General features: G+C 60.6%; 13 protein-coding genes and 2 pseudogenes. 10 read left to right on the top strand and 5 right to left on the bottom strand.

All coding sequences use genetic code 11. The annotated features are described in order from the left end of the window. Nucleotides 1–21: 21 nt before the first annotated feature. Together dprA and JWR98_RS10900 are read right to left on the bottom strand one after the other, a co-directional pair. On the bottom strand, nt 22–1,125 hold the full coding sequence (dprA, locus tag JWR98_RS10905) for a DNA-processing protein DprA (protein WP_078735340.1): 1,104 nt from the start codon (nt 1,123–1,125) through the stop codon (nt 22–24). A gap of 63 nt (nt 1,126–1,188) precedes the next feature. After that, on the bottom strand, nt 1,189–1,965 hold the full coding sequence (locus tag JWR98_RS10900) for a peptidoglycan-binding protein (protein WP_078735339.1): 777 nt from the start codon (nt 1,963–1,965) through the stop codon (nt 1,189–1,191). A 135-nt stretch (nt 1,966–2,100) separates the two neighbouring features. On the opposite strand from JWR98_RS10900, the gene def reads away from it, so the two are divergent. The 5 genes from def (at nt 2,101) to JWR98_RS10875 (ending at nt 6,663) form a co-directional block, all read left to right on the top strand. After that, entirely contained in the window at nt 2,101–2,607 is a 507-nt protein-coding gene (def, locus tag JWR98_RS10895; protein ID WP_042943972.1) for a peptide deformylase, read from the top strand. A 69-nt stretch (nt 2,608–2,676) separates the two neighbouring features. Then, nucleotides 2,677–3,630 carry a methionyl-tRNA formyltransferase gene (gene fmt / locus JWR98_RS10890; RefSeq protein ID WP_205490008.1) on the top strand — a complete coding sequence of 318 codons (954 nt, stop codon included), beginning with the start codon at nt 2,677–2,679 and terminating at the stop codon, nt 3,628–3,630. Then, nucleotides 3,627–4,937 (top strand): 16S rRNA (cytosine(967)-C(5))-methyltransferase RsmB, encoded by a 1,311-nt coding sequence (gene rsmB / locus JWR98_RS10885; protein WP_078735337.1) that lies wholly within the window; start codon nt 3,627–3,629, stop codon nt 4,935–4,937. Before fmt ends, rsmB begins: the two co-directional genes overlap by 4 nt. Nucleotides 4,938–4,959: 22 nt before the next feature. Next, a complete protein-coding gene (gene trkA / locus JWR98_RS10880) occupies nt 4,960–6,333 on the top strand; it encodes a Trk system potassium transporter TrkA (RefSeq protein WP_078735336.1) in 1,374 nt (457 codons plus the stop codon). 18 nt (nt 6,334–6,351) lie between these two features. Beyond that, nucleotides 6,352–6,663, top strand: a complete 312-nt coding sequence (locus JWR98_RS10875) for a tetratricopeptide repeat protein (RefSeq protein ID WP_078735335.1) — start codon at nt 6,352–6,354, stop codon at nt 6,661–6,663. Between the two features lie 73 nt (nt 6,664–6,736). Here the strand turns inward: JWR98_RS10875 and JWR98_RS10870 are convergent, their stop codons facing one another. Both JWR98_RS10870 and JWR98_RS10865 read right to left on the bottom strand, forming a co-directional pair. Next, a complete protein-coding gene (locus tag JWR98_RS10870) occupies nt 6,737–7,624 on the bottom strand; it encodes a lysophospholipid acyltransferase (RefSeq protein WP_078735334.1) in 888 nt (295 codons plus the stop codon). 40 nt (nt 7,625–7,664) lie between these two features. Then, the gene (locus JWR98_RS10865) at nt 7,665–8,222 is read right to left on the bottom strand and encodes a DNA-3-methyladenine glycosylase I (protein ID WP_078735333.1); all 558 of its coding nucleotides are present in this window, start codon (nt 8,220–8,222) and stop codon (nt 7,665–7,667) included. A gap of 81 nt (nt 8,223–8,303) precedes the next feature. Here JWR98_RS10865 and glyQ point away from each other — a divergent pair. The 4 genes and pseudogenes from glyQ to JWR98_RS10845 all read left to right on the top strand — a co-directional run bounded on the left by glyQ (nt 8,304) and on the right by JWR98_RS10845 (nt 12,699). Next, nucleotides 8,304–9,256 (top strand): annotated as a pseudogene (glyQ, locus tag JWR98_RS10860) (glycine--tRNA ligase subunit alpha). Then, nucleotides 9,253–11,306: pseudogene (gene glyS / locus JWR98_RS10855) on the top strand (glycine--tRNA ligase subunit beta). The pseudogenes glyQ and glyS overlap by 4 nt, the downstream one beginning before the upstream one ends. A 2-nt stretch (nt 11,307–11,308) precedes the next feature. Beyond that, nucleotides 11,309–11,845, top strand: a complete 537-nt coding sequence (gene gmhB, locus JWR98_RS10850) for a D-glycero-beta-D-manno-heptose 1,7-bisphosphate 7-phosphatase (protein WP_179119980.1) — start codon at nt 11,309–11,311, stop codon at nt 11,843–11,845. Between the two features lie 83 nt (nt 11,846–11,928). Then, complete coding sequence (locus JWR98_RS10845) at nt 11,929–12,699, top strand: lysophospholipid acyltransferase family protein (RefSeq protein ID WP_078735330.1); 771 nt, start codon at nt 11,929–11,931, stop codon at nt 12,697–12,699. 179 nt (nt 12,700–12,878) lie between these two features. Here JWR98_RS10845 and JWR98_RS10840 read toward each other — a convergent pair whose 3' ends face one another. After that, nucleotides 12,879–15,158, bottom strand: a complete 2,280-nt coding sequence (locus JWR98_RS10840; RefSeq protein WP_205490007.1) for a CHASE2 domain-containing protein — start codon at nt 15,156–15,158, stop codon at nt 12,879–12,881. A gap of 448 nt (nt 15,159–15,606) precedes the next feature. On the opposite strand from JWR98_RS10840, the gene JWR98_RS10835 reads away from it, so the two are divergent. Further along, complete coding sequence (locus JWR98_RS10835; RefSeq protein WP_078735328.1) at nt 15,607–16,329, top strand: response regulator transcription factor; 723 nt, start codon at nt 15,607–15,609, stop codon at nt 16,327–16,329. The last annotated feature ends 75 nt before the right edge of the window (nt 16,330–16,404 follow it).

Genomic DNA, 16,404 nt, shown 5'->3' with positions numbered 1-16,404 from the left:
CCAGTTCCAAAAAACTGGCTGCTACAAAAGCTGGCAGCGTGCAAGCCAGCGCCCGCTTTCACAGATCACCTGGCCTTCCAGTTCCAGCTCCGTGAGGGTCGCCAGCACCTGCGACAGCGGCCGCCCACTGGCAATCGCCAAGGCTTCGCTGGTGTGGGGCGAGGCGTGCAGTAGCGCCACCAGCGGGTGAGTCACAGGCGTCGGCGTCGGACGCGACAATGCCTGCCAGCCACGCAAGCCTTCCAGGATATGTTCGATGGTTTCCACCAGCGTCGCACCCTCACGGATCAACTGGTGACAGCCCTTGGCGCCGGGATGATGAATGGAGCCCGGGATCGCATACACCTCGCGCCCTTGCTCGGCCGCCAGCTTCGCGGTGATCAGCGAGCCGCTGGCCATGCTGGCCTCCACCACCAGCACGCCGAGGGAAAGACCACTGATGATGCGATTGCGCCGTGGGAAGTTGCCGGCCTGGGGCGCGGCATCCAGCGGAAACTCGGAAACCACGGCACTGCCTTGGGCAATCATCGCGGCAGCGAGACGTCGATGGCGCTGTGGATAAAAGTTTTCGAGCCCGGTGCCGAGCACACCAATTGTCTGGCCTCCCACGTCCAATGCCGCCTGATGCGCCGCACCGTCGATGCCGAGTGCAAGGCCACTGGTGATGACAAAACCGGCGCTGGCCAAACTACGCGAAAACGCCGCAGCCGTGTCCATGCCGGGACGTGAGGCGCGCCGACTGCCGACCATCGCCAGTTGCGGTTTTTCCAGAATTGCAGGGTCGCCGGCGACGAATAACAGCGGCGGAGCATCATCGATCTGGGCCAGGAGCGCCGGGTAATCCGGCTGGTCCCACATCAGCAAATGCTGGGCCGGGCGCCTGAGCCAGGCCAATGCCTCACTGGCGCCGTCGCGGATTTCAGGGCTGCGCCGGGCATCTGCGCTGGCGGATGGCAAGCCCAACGCCCGCCAGGCGCTGGCAGGCGCACTGATTGCCTTTGACGCGCTGCCGAACGCTTCGATCAATACGCGAAACCGCTTGGGACCGACGTCCGGCAGCCTGTGCAAGCGTAAGCGCGCTTCCAGTTCTGACGGGGATATTTCATGGCTGTTTGACGGATACATTGGATCATCCTTGACCGTAACAAGCTGTGGATAACTCTGTTGGTAACTTATTTAGTAGGCTATTTATCGCGATTGACGGACAGTCTCGAAACGGTCCATCACCGCCAGCGGATGTGACGCACTGAGCACCAGCCCATAGCTGAGCTTTTCATAAGTGCGGAACACCAACAGCGTGCCGGCGCGTTCATCCGGCAGGTTCGCCGCAGCGCCGGTGAGTGTATCGCGCACGCTGGCACCGGCCTTGATCACGTTGAGCAGTCGGCCTTCGACCAGGCCGTTTCGGCGCCCTTTGTTCAGGATGACCGTATCCAGCACACCGATCTGGGTGACGCCCTTGGGAATATCGATAATCTGTCCTTCAACGAAGGGTGCGGGCTTGGGAGTATCGACGCGGGTATCGACAACGGGCACTTCGACACGCAGCAGACGGTCACCGGGGCGCACTTCCTGGGTGACGCGCTGCACGGCCAGGGTACTGAGGTCACCGGCGGTGACAAAACGCGCGGTACCAATGTCATCGGCGTTGATGCCCAGCAGCTCTCCGGTGCGCGGGTCGGTGTAGACCTTGCCTCGGCGAAAGATCCCATAGCTCGGCTGAGTCGGGTCAAGGGCGCCTCTGGCGTGCACGCGTTCCCCCGTGGCGCCCAGCACGCGGCCGACGCCTGCCGCGACAATGTAAGGCGCGTTGTCCAGATCCTGGGGCGAATCCAGAATGCGGTTGTGCGTTAAAAAGTGCTGGATGGCTTGTTGCATCGACCGATCCAGGCGTTGCTCGGGCTGGGGCAGCAGAGCCATGGCGAACGGCGCCCACAGCAGCAAGACGAGTAGCGATTTCCTCATGGGGTGAATCTCCTTTATTATGTGCGTTCGCGTGAAATGCCAGGGCCTTCGCGGCTTGCGAGCGTTTCACACCGGCCATGTGGGTCCATCCCACCGCCGATTTGCCTCTACCTCACATGTGCAGCAATTACGCTTATGGCTATTTTGAACATCCTCGAATTTCCCGACTCGCGCCTGCGCACGATCGCCAAACCGGTGGCCGTAGTGGACGACAAGGTTCGTCAGTTGGTCGATGACATGTTTGAAACAATGTATGAAGCCCCAGGCATCGGCCTCGCCGCGACCCAGGTCAACGTGCACCTGCGCGTGGTGGTCATGGACCTGTCCGAAGATCGCAGCGAACCGAGGGTGTACATCAACCCCGAGTTCGAACCGCTGACCGACGAGATGGGCGAATACCAGGAAGGCTGCCTGTCGGTGCCGGAGTTCTACGAGAATGTCGAACGCCCGCTGCGCGTGAAGATCAAGGCGCTGGACCGCGACGGCAAGCCGTTTGAGATGATTGCCGAAGGCCTGCTGGCGGTGTGTATCCAGCACGAGTGCGACCACCTCAACGGCAAGCTGTTTGTGGATTACCTGTCCACGCTCAAGCGCGACCGAATCAAGAAGAAGCTGGAAAAAAAGCATCGCCAGCAAGCTTGATGACCTCCTTCCAAAGGCTTGCTGCGGCAAGCCTTTTTCTTTTGTGACTGCTTTTAACCGAGACCCCCCATGACCGAGCCACTGCGCATTGTTTTTGCCGGTACACCCGAATTTGCCGCCGAACACCTCAAGGCGCTGCTGGCCAGCCCTTATGACATCGTCGCGGTGTACACACAGCCGGATCGCCCGGCCGGTCGCGGACAAAAACTGATGCCCAGCCCGGTCAAGCAACTGGCGCTCGAACACAACATTCCTGTGCTGCAGCCACCGACCTTGCGCAACGCCGAGGCCCAGGCCGAGCTGGCCGCGCTCAAGCCCGACCTGCTGGTGGTGGTGGCCTACGGCTTGATCCTGCCGCAGGTGGTGCTGGACATCCCGCGCCTGGGTTGCATCAACAGCCACGCCTCGCTGCTGCCACGCTGGCGCGGTGCGGCGCCGATCCAGCGCGCGGTGGAAGCGGGTGACAGCGAAAGCGGTGTGACCGTGATGCGCATGGAGGCGGGCTTGGACACCGGCCCGATGCTGCTCAAAGTCACCACCCCAATCACTGCCGAAGACACCGGCGGCAGCCTGCACGACCGCTTGGCCGAGATGGGTCCGCCTGCCGTGATCCAGGCCATCGCCGGTCTCGCAGCCGGCACTCTGGAAGGTAAAGTGCAGGACGACAGCCTGGCCACCTACGCCCATAAATTGAACAAAGACGAAGCACGCCTCGACTGGAGCCGCCCGGCCGTGGAACTGGAGCGCCTTGTACGCGCGTTCAACCCATGGCCAATCTGCCACAGCACGCTCAACGGCGAGGCCTTGAAAGTATTGGCGGCGACCCTCACCGACGGCAAAGGCGCCCCCGGTGAGATCATTGGCGCCAGCAAGGACGGCTTGTCAGTCGCCTGCGGTGAACAAGCGCTGTGCCTGACTCGTCTGCAATTACCCGGTGGCAAGGCGCTGAACTTCAGCGATTTGTTCAACAGCCGTCGTGAGAAATTTGCCCTGGGCACCGTACTAGGGGTGGCTGCGCAATGAACCCACGTCTGGCCGCCGCCAAGGCCCTCGCCGCCGTACTCAATGGCAAGGCCTCGCTGAACAGTTCGTTACCCATGCAATTGGACAAGGTTGAAGACCGCGATCGCGGCTTCACCCAGGACCTGGCCTTTGGTACCGCCCGTTGGCAGCCGCGCTTGTCGGCGCTGGCCGCTAAGCTGCTGCAAAAACCGTTCAAGGCGGCGGACGCCGATGTCGAGGCGCTGCTGTTGGTTGGCCTTTATCAGTTGCTCTACACCCGCGTGCCGGCCCACGCCGCCATCGGCGAAACCGTCGGTTGCGCCGACAAGCTGAAAAAGCCCTGGGCCAAAGCCCTGCTCAACGCCGTATTGCGCCGCGCCCAGCGCGAAAGCGAAGCACTGCTGGCCGAGCTGGAGCACGACCCGGTGGTGCGCACCGCCCACCCGCGCTGGCTGCAAAAATCCCTCAAGGCGTTCTGGCCTGAGCAGTGGGAAGCGATTTGCGCGGCCAACAATGCGCACCCACCGATGATTTTGCGGGTCAATCGTCGCCATCACAGCCGTGACGCGTATTTGCAATTGCTGACCGCGGCAGGCATCAACGCCACGCCGTGTGTGTACAGCACCGACGGCATCGTGCTCGAAGCCGCCGCCGACGTGCGCAGCCTGCCGGGCTTTGCCGAAGGTTGGATCAGTGTGCAGGACGAAGCCGCACAGCTGGCCGCCGACCTGCTCGACCTCGCCCCAGGTCAGCGGGTGCTCGATGCCTGCTGCGCCCCCGGCGGTAAGACGTGTCACATTCTGGAAGTCGAAAAAGACCTGGCCGGCGTAGTCGCCGTCGACCTGGAAGCCAAGCGCCTGGTACGTGTACGGGAAAACCTTGCCCGCCTGGGCCTCAGCGCCGAACTGATCGCCGCCGACGGCCGCGACACCGCCACCTGGTGGGACGGCAAACCGTTCCAGCGCATCCTGCTCGACGCTCCTTGCTCCGCCACCGGCGTGATCCGCCGTCACCCGGACATCAAACTGACCCGCCAGCCCGACGACATCGCCGCCCTGGCCGTGCTGCAAGGCGAACTGCTCGACGCGCTTTGGCCGACCCTGGAAGTCGGCGGCATCCTGCTCTACGCCACCTGCTCGACCTTGCCCACAGAAAACACCGAAGTGATCGAAGCCTTCCTCGCCCGCACCAGCGGCGCACGGGAACTGGACCTCGCCACGACCGCCGGCATCAAGCAACCCCACGGCCGCCAATTGCTGGTGCAGGAAGGCGGGCATGATGGCTTCTACTACGCCAAACTGATCAAGATTGCTGCTGCGCGCGGCTGAATGCTTTTAAGGGAGTGACCGGATGAAAATCATCATCCTTGGAGCAGGGCAGGTTGGCGGCACACTGGCTGAACATTTGGCCAGCGAGGCCAATGACATCACCGTGGTCGACACCGACAGCGAGCGCCTGCGCGACCTCGGCGACCGCCTGGATATCCGCACCGTACAGGGCCGCGCATCGTTCCCGACGGTGCTGCGCCAGGCCGGTGCCGACGATGCCGACATGCTGGTGGCCGTGACCAACAGCGATGAAACCAACATGGTCGCTTGCCAGGTCGCCCACACCCTGTTCCACACCCCGACCAAGATCGCCCGGGTGCGCGAAGCCGCCTACCTGACCCGCGCCGGCCTGTTCGACAACGACGCGATTCCGGTCGACGTGCTGATCAGTCCGGAACAGGTGGTCACTCACTACATCAAGCGCCTGATCGAGATTCCCGGCGCCTTGCAGGTGATCGACTTTGCCGGTGGCAAGGCGCAACTGGTAGCGGTGAAGGCCTATTACGGCGGTCCGCTGGTCGGCCAGCAACTGCGCCAGTTGCGCGAACACATGCCAAATGTGGAAACCCGCGTCGCGGCGATCTTTCGGCGTGACCGGCCGATCCTGCCCCAGGGCGATACGGTGATCGAGGCCGACGACGAAGTGTTTTTCATCGCCGCCAAGGCAAATATTCGCGCGGTTATGAGCGAAATGCGCCGGCTTGACGAGAATTACAAACGCATTGTCATCGCCGGCGGCGGACAGATCGGCGAGCGCCTGGCCGAGGCCATCGAAAGCCGCTATCAGGTGAAGATCATCGAGATGAGCCCGGCGCGCTGCCGGCATTTGTCCGACACCCTCGACAGCACCGTCGTACTGCAAGGCAGCGCCTCCGACCGCGACCTGCTGATGGAAGAAAACATCGCCGACGCCGATATCTTCCTGGCCCTGACCAACGATGACGAAGCCAACATCATGTCGTCGTTGCTGGCCAAGCGGCTGGGGGCGAAGAAGGTGATGACCATCATCAACAACCCGGCCTACGTCGACCTGATCCAGGGCGGCGATATCGACATCGCCATCAGCCCGCAGCTGGCGACCATCGGCACCTTGCTCGCCCACGTACGCCGTGGCGATATCGTCAGCGTGCACTCCCTGCGCCGGGGCGCGGCGGAAGCCATCGAGGCGATCGCCCACGGTGATTCGAAGTCGAGCAAAGTGATCGGTAAAGCCATCCGCGACATCGGTCTGCCACCGGGAACTACCATCGGCGCGATTATTCGCGCTGAGGAAGTGATCATTGCCCACGACGACACGGTGATCGCCACGGGTGACCATGTGATTCTGTTCCTTGTGGATAAAAAACATATCCGCGATGTGGAGAAACTGTTCCACGTGGGGTTGAGCTTTTTCTGACCAAACGGAGTATTTGAAATGCTCGATTCCCTGGAAAAAATGCTCGCCAAGGGTGTGGATAACTCACTGCTACGCTTTGGCTTGGGCAAGGGTTATCTGGACCTCAAGGACAATGCCAAGGCGGCGGAGCATTTACAAAGATGCGTCGAGTTCGATCCGAAGTATTCGGCGGCGTGGAAGTTGTTGGGCAAGGCGCAGCAAGGGCTGGGTGATAGGGCCGCAGCTCGACAGGCGTGGGAGAGGGGAATCGAAGCGGCCCAGGCCCACGGCGACAAGCAGGCCGAAAAAGAAATGACGGTGTTCCTGAAGAAACTCGACCGTCAGGCCTGAGTGGAACTCAAGTGTGGGAGGGGGCAAGCCCCTCCCACATTGGGTTTTGTGTTGTTTTTAGATCAGCGGTTTATCAGTACCAGCGCGCTTCACCCGGCGGGCGTTTCTTGAAGCGTTTCATGCTCCACATGTATTGGCTCGGATAGGCGCCGACATAACGCTCGACCACCTTGCTCATCGCCGCGCAGGACGTGGCGGTGTCGGTGCTGTACATGTCTTCCGGCGCCGCTTCCAGGATCACTTTGTAGCCTGAACCATCCGGCAGGCGCAGCGCGTGGAGAAAGACCCCGACGGCCTTGTGGCCCGCGAGCATGTTCGGCACAAACTTGCTGGTGAGCGCCTGGGTGGCGAAGAACGGCACGAAGATCCCGGCGGATTCGGCCGGTTCAGGATCCGCTGGAATGCCTACCTGGCCACCTTTGCGCACTTCCTTGATGACACTGAGGATGCCTTCCTTGGTCGACGCGGCCACGCGGTTACCCAGTTGCACGCGTTGCTTGCGCAGCAACTCATCCACCGCCTTGAGCTTGGGCGGACGATAGAAAATGATCGGTTTGCACTGGCTGCAATAGAAGTGGTTCAACACCTCCCAGTTGCCAAGGTGACTGGTGATGCCGACCACGCCTTTGCCCGAGGCCAGGGCTTGGTGCAGCACTTCAAGGCCTTCGACTTCACGCACCAGGTCGATGGAACGCTGAGCCGGCCAGATCCAGGCGCAGGCGCTTTCGGTCAGGGACTTGCCGATGTCCATCAGGCTGCGACCCACCAGGCACTCACGCTCGGCCGGGTCCATGTTCGGGAAGCATTTGGAAAGGTTGATCCGCACGGTGTCGCGGGAGCGGTTGGGGGTCTTCCACATGATCCAGCCGATGGCCGTGCCGACGGCTTGTACGGCCCGCCAGGGCAGCAGGGCAAACAACCGCAGAGCGCCTACCAGCAAGGCGCCTTTTAACTTTTCCACAGGTCACTCCTGATCGTGTGTGGTGCGCAAAGCGCGCATTCTAACCGGCGTTGGCCAAGTCCGCGTAACGGTCGCAGTCCTGAGTGTGGTCCATGACCATGCCCGAAGCCTGCATGAACGCGTAGCAAATGGTCGGCCCGACGAAGGTGAAGCCGGCTTTTTTCAGCGCTTTGCTCATCGCTTCAGCCTCGGGCGTAATCGCCGGGACTTCGCTGCGGTCCTTGAAGTGATTGACCTTGGGCACACCGCCGACGAACGACCAGAGCAAGCCCACCGGATCTTCCAACGCCAACCAGGCGGCGGCGTTGCGTCGGGTGGCGTTGAGCTTGAGGCGGTTGCGCACGATGCCCGGATCGAGCATCAGCGCTTCGATTTCGGCATCACTCAAGCGTGCCAGGCGTTGCGCATCGAACCCGAACAAGACCTTTCGATAATGCTCGCGTTTGCGTAAAACGGTGATCCAGGACAGGCCCGCCTGGAACCCTTCGAGTAAAAGCAACTCGAACAAACCCTGCGCATCGCGCAGCGGCGTTCCCCACTCTTGATCGTGATAAGCCATGTACAGCGGATCTTCAGAACACCAAAAGCAGCGTGGCATAAGGCTCCAGGGAGTGGTGGCGGGGCCGAATCGGGTATACTCCCGCTCTTTAAATCGCAGCCCAAGTAACAGGTGAATTTCGTGAGCCAGCCTACGCCAGCCGTGCGTACCTTCCAAGACTTGATCCTCGCCCTCCAGCAATACTGGGCCGAGCAAGGTTGTGTGGTACTTCAGCCCTACGATATGGAAGTAGCGCCGGCACTTTCCACACCGCTACCTTCCTGCGGGCCATCGGCCCGGAAACCTGGAACGCCGCTTATGTGCAGCCCAGTCGCCGCCCGACTGACGGCCGCTACGGCGAAAACCCGAACCGTCTGCAGCACTACTACCAGTTCCAGGTAGTACTGAAGCCGAACCCGGACAATTTCCAGGAACTGTACCTGGGCTCGTTGAAACACGTCGGCCTGGACCCACTGGTCCACGACATCCGTTTCGTCGAAGACAACTGGGAGTCGCCAACCCTGGGCGCCTGGGGCCTGGGCTGGGAAGTCTGGCTCAACGGCATGGAAGTGACGCAGTTCACTTACTTCCAGCAAGCGGGCGGCATCGAGTGCTACCCGGTAACCGGCGAAATCACCTACGGTCTCGAACGCCTGGCTATGTACCTGCAGGGCGTGGACTCGGTCTACGACCTGGTGTGGGCTGACGGCCCGTTCGGCAAAGTGACCTATGGCGATGTGTTCCACCAGAACGAAGTGGAGCAGTCCACTTACAACTTCGAACACGCGAACGTCGACAAACTGTTCGAACTGTTCGATTTCTATGAAAGCGAAGCCAAGCGCCTGATCGAACTCGACCAGCCGCTGCCATTGCCGAGCTATGAAATGGTGTTGAAGGCGTCCCATACCTTCAACCTGCTGGATGCCCGCCGGGCCATCTCGGTCACCGCGCGCCAGCAATACATCCTGCGTGTACGCACCCTGGCGCGTTCCGTCGCCCAAGCCTACCTGCTGGCTCGCGCCAAGCTGGGCTTCCCGATGGCAGCCCCGGACCTGCGTGATGAAGTGTTGGCTAAGCTGGAGGCTGCGCAATGAGTGCTCAAGATTTCCTGGTTGAACTGGGCACCGAAGAGCTGCCACCCAAGGCACTCAACACCCTGGCCGAGGCGTTCCTGGCCGGTATCGAAAAAGGCCTGCACACCGCCGGACTGAAGTTTGAAGCCAAGAAGGTCTACGCCGCGCCGCGTCGCCTGGCTGTATTGCTGACCGCGCTGGAAACCCAGCAGCCGGACCGCAGCATCAACCTCGACGGCCGCCGCGTCAGGCCGCGTTCGACGCCAACGGCAACCCGACCCAGGCCGCCCTTGGTTTTGCCAAGAAGTGTGGCGTGGAGCTGAGCGAGATCGACCAGAGCGGTCCGAAACTGCGTTTCAGCCAGGTCATCACCGGCAAGCCGACCGCCAGCCTGCTGCCGACCATCGTCGAAGATTCCCTGAATGACCTGCCTATCCCCAAGCGCATGCGTTGGGGTGCACGCAAGGAAGAGTTCGTACGCCCAACCCAATGGCTGGTGATGCTGCTCGGTGACCAGGTCATCGACTGCACCATCCTTGCCCAGAAGGCCGGTCGTGACTCGCGTGGACACCGCTTCCACCACCCGCAAAGCGTGCGCATCACGTCGCCGGCCAGCTACCTCAACGACCTGCGCGCCGCCTATGTACTGGCGGATGCCAACGAGCGTCGCGAGCTGATCAGCAAGCGCACCGAAGAACTGGCCCGTCTGCAGGAAGGCACCGCCATCGTGCCGCCAAGCCTGCTCGACGAAGTCACCGCCCTGGTCGAGTGGCCTGTGCCGCTGGTGTGCTCGTTCGAAGAGCGTTTCCTCGACGTGCCGCAGGAAGCCTTGATCACCACCATGCAGGACAACCAGAAATATTTCTGCCTGCTGGACGTGGACGGCAAGTTGCTGCCGCGTTTTATCACCGTGGCCAACATCGAGAGCAAGGACCCGCAGCAGATCATCGCCGGTAACGAAAAAGTCGTTCGCCCGCGCCTGACCGACGCTGAGTTCTTCTTCAAGCAGGACAAGAAACAGAAGCTCGAAGACTTCAACCTGCGCCTGCAAAACGTGGTGTTCCAGGAAAAACTCGGCAGCGTCTACGACAAAGCCGTGCGTGTGTCCAAGCTGGCGGCCTACATTGCTCCGCGCATCGGTGGCGACGCAACCTGGGCCGCGCGTGCCGGCTTGCTGTCCAAGTGCGACCTGGCCACCGAGATGGTCGGCGAATTCCCTGAGATGCAGGGTGTTGCCGGCTACTACTACGCCCTCAACGACGGCGAAGCAGACGACGTCGCCCTGGCGCTGAACGAGCAGTACATGCCGCGCGGTGCCGGTGCAGAACTGCCGACCACCCTGACCGGTGCGGCGGTGGCCATCGCCGACAAGCTCGATACGCTGGTCGGTATCTTCGGTATCGGCATGCTGCCTACCGGTAGCAAAGACCCCTATGCCCTGCGCCGTGCCGCCCTGGGCGTGCTGCGCATCCTGATCGACAAGAAACTCGACCTCGACCTGACCCAGGCCGTGGTGTTCGCCGTCGGCCAGTTTGGTGCCAAGGTCAAGCAAGCCGGCCTGGCCGAGCAAGTGCTGGAGTTCGTGTTCGATCGCCTGCGCGCGCGTTACGAAGACGAAGGCGTGGACGTTTCTGTCTACCTGTCGGTACGGGCCCTGCAACCGGCTTCGGCGCTGGACTTCGATCAGCGTGTGCAAGCCGTGCAAGCGTTCCGCAAGCTGCCGGAAGCCGATGCCCTGGCCGCGGTGAACAAGCGTGTGTCGAACCTGCTGAGCAAGGCCGAAGGCCTGGGCAACGCCGACGTCGACCCTGGCCTGTTTGCCGATGCCAAGGAGTTCTCGCTGAACTCGGCCATCGCCAAGGCAGAAAACGCCGTGAAGCCGCTGATCGCCGAACGCAACTACGCCGAAGCCCTGGCACGCCTGGCCACCTTGCGTGAGCCGGTGGATGCGTTCTTCGAAGCGGTGATGATCAATGCCGAAGATGCCGGCGTGCGGAAAAACCGCTACGCCATGCTGGCGCGTCTGCGTGGTTTGTTCGTCAATATCGCTGACATTTCGACGCTGAGCTGACCATGTTGAAACTGCTGATTCTCGATCGGGACGGGGTGATCAACTACGACTCCGACGCTTACATCAAGTCGGTGGCGGAGTGGATTCCACTGCCCGGCTCGATCGAGGCCATCGCGCAGTTGAGCAAAGCCGGCTGGACCGTGGCCATCGCCACCAACCAGTCCGGCATTGCCCGTGGCTACTACGACATCGCCACCCTGGACGCCATGCACGCGCGCTTGCGCACGTTAGTGGCGGAGCAGGGCGGTGAGGTGGGGTTGGTGACGTACTGCCCCCACGGGCCGGATGAGGGCTGCGATTGCCGCAAGCCCAAACCGGGCATGTTGAAAACCATTGCAGAACATTACAACGTGCCGTTAGCTGGGATATGGTTCGTCGGTGACAGCCTCGGTGACTTGGAGGCAGCCAAAGCCGTCGATTCTCAGCCAGTTTTGGTAAAAACCGGGAAAGGCGAGAAGACCCAGGCGAAAAACCTGCCGGTAGGCACTTTGATTTTTGACGATCTGGCGGCAGTCGCCGCAGAACTTATCAACAACTAGCCGCCCTCGACTTCCTGACCAAGGATTGTTCGGGAGTGCGCTTTTCAACAGGCGGGCCGTGTCCCGCAACGGTAAATGCCGCCATGTCGATCTTGCAGGCCATCAGAACCTTTTTCTTTTACCTGCTGCTGGGCACCAGTTCGCTTCTCTGGTGCACCTTGAGCTTTTTTATTGCGCCCTTTTTGCCATTCAAGGCGCGTTATCGCTTCATCAACGTCTATTGGTGCCGCTGCGCGTTGTGGCTGACCAAGGTGTTTCTGAACATCCGTTTCGAGATCAAGGGCGCTGAAAACGTCCCGGACCAGCCCTGCGTGATTCTGTCGAACCACCAGAGCACCTGGGAGACGTTCTTCCTCTCGGCGTACTTCTCGCCCTTGAGCCAGGTGCTCAAGCGCGAGCTGCTGTATGTGCCGTTCTTCGGCTGGGCCATGGCCATGTTGCGTCCGATCGCCATCGACCGGGACAACCCCAAGGCAGCGCTCAAGCATGTAGCCAAGAAGGGCGACGAGCTGCTCAAGGATGGCGTCTGGGTGCTGATCTTCCCGGAAGGCACGCGAGTGCCCTATGGCACAGTGGGCAAGTTCTCCCGAGGCGGTACCGCTCTGGCAGTCAATGCCAACCTGCCGGTACTGCCGATTGCACACAACGCCGGCAAGTTCTGGCCGAAGACCGGTTGGGCCAAGCGCGCAGGCACAATCACCGTGGTGATTGGCGAACCGATGTATGCAACGGGCGAAGGCCCGCGCGCCATCGCCGCGCTGAACGAACGTGCCCAGGCCTGGAATGAAGCGCAGCAGCGCGCCATGGGCTCCCTGCCGCCTGAGCCGGTTGTGGTGGACACACCGGTGGTATGAGTATCTGTGGATAACCTGTGCACGGTTTGTTCGAAAATTGGCTTTTTTAGGATTTAACTGACTGTTTTCAATAGATATTTCTTTTTCTGCCAAAACAACGAAAAACGTGCATAAGTTTTCCGCATAAAAAAACCGATTCTTGTGATCGGTTTTTTATGCACAGTGAAAACGTACGTTTTTCAGTCATCCAGCAAGGGCAGTTGCACAGTGAATGTCGTGCCTTTGCCCACTGTGCTTTCACAGTCGATATGGCCACCGTGGCGCTCCACAACCGCTTTGACCATCGTCAGGCCCAACCCCAATCCTTCGCTGCCCTGAGCAGAATCAAAGCGTTTGTATTGGCTGAACAGTTGCGGCAAATCCTCGGCGGCGATCCCCGGGCCCTGGTCGCTGATGCGGCACTCCAACCAACCGTCGGCACTGCTGTGGCGCAACCTCACCGTGGTGCCCGAAGGCGAGTATTTGATTGCGTTCTCCAGCATATTGAACAACCCACGGGTGAGCAGCGATTGGTCGGCTGACACCATTCCCTCATCGGCTTCGTCCAGATCATGAACCAGATGAATGCCCTTGAGCTGGGCAATCAGCGCAACCTGGTCGAAGGCATCCATCACCAGCATCGCGAACAGTGTCGGTTGGAAGTGGTAGCCGTCGGCCTCGGCTTTCGCCAGCTGGACGAAAGACTCAGTCAGGCTCAGGGCACGGCGCACTTGCTGCTCGATCTGGGCAAAAACCGGTGACTCGGCGTTATGCACATCCAGCAGCGCCAGGATCGCCGAGTGCGGTGCACGCAAGTCATGGGAGAGGAAGCGCAACATGGTTTCCCGGTGCTGCTGCGCCTCGCGCTCCTTGCTCAGGTCGGTGAGACTCAACAACCATCCCAACGCCACATCACCCTCAGCGGGCAATAAAGGGGCGAGTTCCATGCGCAGGCTGCGCTGGTGAATATCGCGAAACTCAACGAGTTCCAACGCCGAAAGGGCAGGGCGCACGCCGTTGTGCAGGGGTGGGTAACCCAGGTCAACCAGTTGTTCCAAGAGGTTCTGGTTGACCAGGTCATTGCCGAAGACATCGCGTGCAATGCGGTTGGCCAGCAGGATATTGCCTTGGGTGTCGGTAATCAGCGTCGCCACCGGAAGACACTCCAGCCCATCGGCCATGAAACGTCGGGTATCCCGCGTACGGCTTACGGCCTGCTCCAGGGCAAAGATGCGTGTCTGCAACACGTCCCCTTTGCTGGCCGGCGCACGACGACGTTCAGGCAGCACTTTGGGCTCGTTATCCAGACGCGCCAACTCCCAGCCGAAGTAGGCGAGAATTACGCTGAGACGGCGCCAGTTCCAGATGAGGTAACTGAGCAGCAAGCCGATCAAACAGGCGGCGGGCGACCACCAGTGGCCCAGTCGTAACAGAAGCCAGGAACCCATCAGTGCGACGGCCATGCAGCCGAGTGTCATCCATAACGCATAGCGCGGACGGTAGAGCAGCAAGCCCAGCAGTATTGCCACCAGGGACGTCGCCATCAGTGCCGCGAGCCACCCAGGCACATCTACGAGGCTACGGTCCTGCAAAAAGCCATTGAGTACATTGGCCTGGATCTCCACGCCCGCGGTGGTACCGACCGTGGAGGAGAGCGGCGTGAAAAAACGATCGCCCATTCCCGAAGCCGTTGCTCCGACCAGAATCAGACGATCACGTAGCTGCTCGGGAGGAATCTCACCTTGGAGTACGCTGACGTACGAAACGCTTTGAAAATGGCTGCCTGGCTCGATAAACGGGATGCGGACCGCGTGCGCGCGTTGCCAGTCCTGCGTGATCGGTTCCTGAGGTGCTCCTGGCATCTGCGCGGGTTGGCCGCTTATCGTATAGGCCTGCCATACCAAATGCGGCACCGTAGCATCGGCTGGGCCCTCGCGCAGGTAAAGGCTGCGAACCACGCCGTCACTATCGGCTTCCACGTTGATGTGCCCAACGCCCCTGGCGCATTTGAGCACTGGCAGAATTTGTGCCCTGGCTTGGCTGTAGCTGACGACGTCGTCGGGTGCCAGGGGCAGCACTACGTTGCCGGCGTTACACACCGCGTCCGCCAGACGCTTGTCACTGGCGGGGTCGCCGGGCTCACTGAAGATTACGTCAAATAGAATGCCGGCAGGTTGCGCGGCGCTCAGGCGATCGATCAGGTCAGCGTGGACCCTGCGAGGCCAGGGCCATTGCCCGAGTTTTTTCAGGCTGGGATCGTCGATAGTGACCAGCAAGATGCGTGGGTCCGCCGACAATGGTGTCAGACGACGAAGGCTGTCATATAACGTGTTGTTAAAGGCCAGCCCAGGACTTATTGAGAGATAGGCAGTGATCGGCAACAACAGCAAGCCGATCCATAACCATTCACGCACCAGGCCGTGGAACAGGCGCTGGGCATGGGTGGGTTGACGTTTTTCAGCCTTACCCCAGAGCATCATGGGTCAGCGCGCCTGTGTTGCTGGCATGTGGTAGAAAATGCCATAGACCCCCTCCTGGCGGTGCTCGCCGCAAACCGATACACGCGCGTGATGGAGCGACGTGTTGAGCCCAGTGAAGCTCATTTTCGACGCTGTGGAAAAGTTTTCCTGCCGGGTGTTCATGACGCTGGGGGTCCAGAGATCATCCACCAAGCGCGCACTGGAGTTTACGACAGCGCACGCGTCGGCAGATCCTTTTCCTTGCGGTCGGGAGCCGGTATCTTTCCCACTTAGGTATCGAGTACTTTCAGTGGGTTATTCCTTATTGATCCCAGCGTACCGAGAGATCCAGGGGGTCGACGAATCTGAGCACAATTCTTCAGATTCACCGACCGGCATCTACGCAGTATTGCCTTCAATCGAAAAAGGCAGATGGCTGTCGAACTCTTCAAGAAGAAAGGACCTTCCCATGCGTGTCGCAATACTGGATGACGAACCCGCAGAACTGCGTCGGGTAGAACAGACACTGCGACAAATCGCCAGCACCGCCGAACAGCCCTGGGCCCTGCATTGCTTCGAACGCGGTGAAGACCTGTTGCGCCAACTGCGCCGAGAAACCTTCGACCTGCTGATACTCGATTGGCAACTACCCGATATCACCGGTATCGCACTGCTGCGCTGGACTCGTGACCACATGGAATCGCCACCGGCCGTGATCATGCTGACCAGCCGAGACGCCGAGAGCGATATCGTCACCGCGCTGAACAGCGGCGCCGACGACTACGTCAGCAAGCCCTTTCGCCCCAACGAACTCAAAGCCCGTGTCACTGCTGTTCTACGGCGCCATGGCCTGCAAAAATCGCCGACCCATGAAGTGCAGAGCTTCAACGACCTGACCTTCGACGATGCCGAGTTGACCGTCACACGTGCGGGTAAACCTATCAACCTCACCGAACGCGAGTACCGATTGGCCAGTTGCCTCTTCGCCAATCTGGCACGACCGCTTTCACGCGAGTATCTGTATGAGCGGTTCTGGACCCATGAAGAAATGGTGTCCTCACGGCCGTTGGATACGCATATCTATCGACTGCGCAACAAGCTGGGACTCACGGCTGATCGGGGTTGGCAGCTGTTGACGATCTATGGGTATGGGTATCGATTGGAGAGTGTGGCAACGGCTAACCAAGGCTGAAAACCAAGATGTTCCACGTGGAGCATTTAAGAAAGTCGTGAGTTTCACGCCATAAAAAAGGCCAACGCTAAGCGT

The organism is Pseudomonas lactucae, assembly GCF_016937615.1.
Classification (GTDB): Bacteria; Pseudomonadota; Gammaproteobacteria; order Pseudomonadales; family Pseudomonadaceae; genus Aquipseudomonas; species Aquipseudomonas lactucae.
This window is presented reverse-complemented; position numbering and strand designations above follow the sequence as displayed.

Excerpts from the sequence above, each read along its gene's own strand:
- def (WP_042943972.1), top strand. The coding sequence starts at position 2,101 with ATGGCTATTTTGAACATCCTCGAATTTCCCGACTCGCGCCTGCGCACG.
- JWR98_RS10845 (WP_078735330.1), top strand. The coding sequence starts at position 11,929 with ATGTCGATCTTGCAGGCCATCAGAACCTTTTTCTTTTACCTGCTGCTG.
- JWR98_RS10900 (WP_078735339.1), bottom strand. The coding sequence starts at position 1,965 with ATGAGGAAATCGCTACTCGTCTTGCTGCTGTGGGCGCCGTTCGCCATG.
- JWR98_RS10865 (WP_078735333.1), bottom strand. The coding sequence starts at position 8,222 with ATGCCACGCTGCTTTTGGTGTTCTGAAGATCCGCTGTACATGGCTTAT.
- JWR98_RS10835 (WP_078735328.1), top strand. The coding sequence starts at position 15,607 with ATGCGTGTCGCAATACTGGATGACGAACCCGCAGAACTGCGTCGGGTA.
- dprA (WP_078735340.1), bottom strand. The coding sequence starts at position 1,125 with ATGTATCCGTCAAACAGCCATGAAATATCCCCGTCAGAACTGGAAGCG.
- JWR98_RS10840 (WP_205490007.1), bottom strand. The coding sequence starts at position 15,158 with ATGATGCTCTGGGGTAAGGCTGAAAAACGTCAACCCACCCATGCCCAG.
- gmhB (WP_179119980.1), top strand. The coding sequence starts at position 11,309 with ATGTTGAAACTGCTGATTCTCGATCGGGACGGGGTGATCAACTACGAC.
- JWR98_RS10875 (WP_078735335.1), top strand. The coding sequence starts at position 6,352 with ATGCTCGATTCCCTGGAAAAAATGCTCGCCAAGGGTGTGGATAACTCA.
- fmt (WP_205490008.1), top strand. The coding sequence starts at position 2,677 with ATGACCGAGCCACTGCGCATTGTTTTTGCCGGTACACCCGAATTTGCC.
- trkA (WP_078735336.1), top strand. The coding sequence starts at position 4,960 with ATGAAAATCATCATCCTTGGAGCAGGGCAGGTTGGCGGCACACTGGCT.
- rsmB (WP_078735337.1), top strand. The coding sequence starts at position 3,627 with ATGAACCCACGTCTGGCCGCCGCCAAGGCCCTCGCCGCCGTACTCAAT.